We start from the raw sequence: 4,174 nt of genomic DNA on the forward strand, positions 1-4,174 counted from the left end.
GAGGTCGCCGGCGCCCGCGCGACCCGCGACCGGGCCAAGCTCAACCTCGACTGGACCGACGTCCGCGCGCCGATCTCGGGCCGCATCGGCCGGGCGCTGCTCACCGAGGGCACCCTGATCGAGTCCGGCACCACCGGCGTGCTGGCCACGATCCAGCAGCTCGACCCGATCTACGTCGACATCACCCAGTCGGTCGGCGAGCTGAACAAGTTGCGGCGCGACCTCGCCAGCGGCGAACTCTCGCGGCTCGAGCGCGATTCGGCGAACGTCCACCTGATCATGGACGACGGCGCCCTCTACCCGATGGCGGGCCAGCTCCTGTTCTCGGACGTCACCGCCGACCCGAGCACCGGCCAGGTCACGCTGCGCGTGCAGATCCCCAACCCGCACGACGAGCTGTTTCCCGGCATGTACGTGCGCGCCCGGATCAAGCAGGGCATCGATTCCGACGCGATCGCGGTGCCGCAGCAGGCGATCCAGCGCACCAACGACGGCAAGGCCGAGGTCTGGGTCGTGAAGGAGGACGACCGGGTCGCGCTCCAGCCGGTCGAGGTCGGCCCGGTGGTCGGCACCAACTGGCTGATCCGCGACGGGCTCAAGGCCGGCGAGCGGGTGGTGACCGAGGGCTTTCAGAAGATCGTCGCGGGCCAGCAGGTCAAGCCGGTGGACAAGACCCCGCCGCACCCGACCGCCGAGGCGATGCCGCACGACGTCGACGAGGTCGCCGAGGCCGAGGCCAAGCTGGCCGAAGCCAAGATGAAGGAGGCGAAGGCCGCCGAGGCGCGGGCCGCGGAGGCCAAGGCGAGCGCCGCGAAGGCGAGCGCGACCAAGGCGTCGGACGGCAAGGCGTCGAACGGCAAGGCGTCGGACGGCAAGGCGTCGGACGGCAAGGCCGAAGCCGCCGCCAAGCCGCGGTAAGCAAGGCTCGGTAAGCAAGGCTCGGTGAGCAGGGCTCGCCGAGCGACATCGCCGACCGGGGCGCGCTTCGAAGCGCCGCCCCACGAACACCCGACAGGCTGATCCGGAACCTCCATGGCACGCTTCTTCATCGACCGGCCGGTCTTCGCCTGGGTCGTCGCGCTGTTCATCATCCTCGGCGGCGCGCTCTCGCTGCCGCTGCTGCCGGTGGCGCAGTATCCGGTGATCGCGCCGCCGGCGATCGCGCTCTCGACCGCCTATCCCGGCGCCTCGGTGGAGAGCCTCTACACCGGCACGACCCGGCTCATCGAGGACGAGCTGAACGGCGCGGCCAACATCATGAGCTTCGAGTCGACCAGCGACTCGTTCGGCGCCGTCAACATCACCGCCACCTTCCAGCCCGGCACCGACCCGGCGCTGGCCTCCGTCGAGGTGCAGAACCGCCTCAAGCGCGTCGAGGCGCGCCTGCCGGCCGAAGTCCGCCAGCAGGGCATCCTCGTCGAGGAGGCGTCGGCCGCGACGCTGAACATCATCACGCTCGTCTCGACCGACGGGAAGATGGACGAGATCGGCCTGGGCGACTTCCTGATCCGCAACGTCATCAACGAGATCCGCCGCATCCCCGGCGTCGGGCGCGCGACGCTGTACTCGACCGAGCGCAGCCTTCGCATCTGGGTCGACCCGGACAAGCTGCGCGGGCTCTCGCTCACCGCCGAGAACGTGACGGACGCGATCCGCAACCAGAACATCCAGGTGGCCTCGGGCGCCGTCGGCGCGCAGCCGAGCCCCTACAGCCAGGCGATCACCGCGCCGATCATCGTCAAGGGCCAGCTCGCATCGGTGGACGACTTCGGCGCGATCGTGCTGCGCGCCAACTCCGACGGCTCGAACGTGCGCCTGCGCGACGTCGCGCGGATCGAACTCGGCGGCGACGCCTACCAGTTCTCGACCCGCCTCAACGGCGGCCAGGCCGCGGGCATCTCGGTGACGCTGGCCCCCGACGGCAACGCGCTGGAGACGGCCGGCGCCATCCGCAAGAAGATGGAGGAGCTGTCGCAGTTCTTCCCGCCGGGCCTGAAGTGGGACATCCCCTACGACATCACGCCCGCGGTGAAGGCCTCGATCGAGAAGGTGCTGCACACCCTCGTGGAGGCGGTGGTTCTGGTCTTCGTGGTGATGTTCCTGTTCCTGCAGAACATCCGCTACACCCTGATTCCGACCATCGTCGTGCCGATCGCCCTGATGGGCACCTGCTGCACGATGCTGCTCGCAGGCTTCTCCATCAACGTGCTGACGATGTTCGGCATGGTGCTGGCCATCGGCATCCTCGTCGACGACGCCATCGTCGTGGTCGAGAACGTCGAGCGCATCATGACCGAGGAAGGCCTGTCGCCGAAGGACGCGACCAAGAAGGCGATGGACCAGATCACCGGGGCGATCATCGGCATCACCCTGGTGCTGATCGCGGTGTTCATCCCGATGGCGTTCTTCCCCGGTTCGGTCGGCATCATCTACCGTCAGTTCTCGATCGCGATGGTGACCTCGATCGCCTTCTCGGCGGTGCTCGCGCTCTCGCTGACGCCGGCGCTGTGCGCGACCCTGCTGAAGCCGGTCGAGAAGGGCCATGGCCATGCCAAGGGCGGCGTGTTCGGCTGGTTCAACCGGATCGTCGACCGCGAGACCAAGCGCTACGGCCGCGGCACCGCGTGGTTCATCAAGAAGTCCGGCCGGGTGATGATCGTCTACCTGGCGCTGGTGGCCGGCGTCGCCTTCGCCTTCGCGCGGCTGCCCGAAGGCTTCCTGCCGCTGGAGGACCAGGGCTTCTTCACCGTCGACATCCAGACCCCCCCCGGAGCCTCGTTCAACCGGACGCAGGCCGCCGTGCGCAAGGTCGAGGAGCATCTGCTGGCGCAGCCCGGCGTCGCCACGGTGACGATGCTGAACGGCTTCTCGTTCTCCGGCCAGGGCTCGAACACCAGCCAGGCCTTCGTGACGCTCAAGCCCTGGGACGAGCGCGACGCGGCGAATTCCGCTTCGGCGCTGGTGGCGGGAACCAACAAGGCTCTGTCGGGCTATCGCGACGCGATCGTCGACGCGCAGGAGCCGCCGCCGGTGGACAACCTCGGCAACGCGGCCGGCTTCTCGTTCCGCCTGCAGGACCGGGCGCAGAAGGGCTACTCGGCGCTGCTCGCCGCACAGGAACAGCTCCTCAAGCTCGCGATGCAGAGCCCGGTGCTGCAGAAGATGAAGATCGAGGGCCTGCCGCCGGCGCCCGAGGCCGAACTGGTCATCGACCGCGAGAAGGCGGCGGCGCTCGGCGTGAAGTTCGAGGACATCAACGCGACGATCCAGGTCAACCTCGGCTCGGTCTACACCAACGACTTCCCGAACCGGGGCAAGATGCAGCGCGTGATCGTCCAGTCGGAGGATCTGCAGCGGATGCAGGCGACCGACATCCTGAACTACGGGGTGAAGAACGCATCGGGCACCATGGTGCCGATGTCCTCCTTCGCCGACCTGAAATGGAGCGTCGGGCCGCAGCAGATCGTCGGCTTCAACGGCTACCAGTCGGTGCGCATCACCGGCGAGCCCAACCCCGGCTACACCTCGGGCGACGCGATCAACGAGATGGAGCGGCTGATGGGCCAACTGCCCAAGGGCTTCGGCTACACCTGGACCGGCCAGTCGCTGCAGGAGAAGCAGGCCGGCTCCCAGGCTTCGATGCTGCTCGCGCTCTCGGTGCTGATCGTGTTCCTGTGCCTGGCCGCGCTCTACGAGAGCTGGGCGATCCCGTTCTCGGTGCTGCTGGTGATCCCGCTCGGCGTCATCGGCTCGGTGGCGGCGGTGTACCTGCGCGGCCTGCCCAACGACGTCTACTTCAAGATCGGGCTGATCACGATCATCGGCCTCTCGGCCAAGAACGCGATCCTGATCGTGGAGTTCGCCAAGGACCTCTGGAAACCGGGCACCTCGATCGTGGACGCGACGATCGAGGCGGCGACGCTGCGGTTCCGCCCGATCGTGATGACTTCGCTCGCCTTCATCTTCGGCGTGGTGCCGCTCGCCATCGCCGCCGGCGCCGCCTCCAAGAGCCAGCAGGCGATCGGCACCGGCGTGATGGGCGGCATGATCTCGGCGACCGTGCTGGCGGTGTTCTTCGTGCCGGTGTTCTTCGTCGTCGTGATGCGTCTGTTCCGCCGCAAGGACGTGCTCGCCGGCGAGACGGCGGAGGCCGCGACCCCGGCGGCGCGGGCGC

Annotated in this window: 2 protein-coding genes; both read left to right on the forward strand. The window is 68.4% G+C overall.

Annotated elements, in window-relative coordinates; translation table 11 throughout:
- Window positions 1–918, forward strand: a 918-nt coding sequence (locus FV222_RS18870; protein WP_147815380.1) for an efflux RND transporter periplasmic adaptor subunit, incomplete at its 5' end; no start/stop codon positions are given.
- Between the two features lie 114 nt (window positions 919–1,032).
- The coding region (locus FV222_RS18875) for a multidrug efflux RND transporter permease subunit (RefSeq protein WP_147815381.1) at window positions 1,033–4,174 on the forward strand (3,142 nt) is incomplete at its 3' end.

The organism is Methylobacterium sp. WL103 (assembly GCF_008039885.1).
GTDB classification, from domain to species: Bacteria; Pseudomonadota; Alphaproteobacteria; order Rhizobiales; family Beijerinckiaceae; genus Methylobacterium; species Methylobacterium cerastii.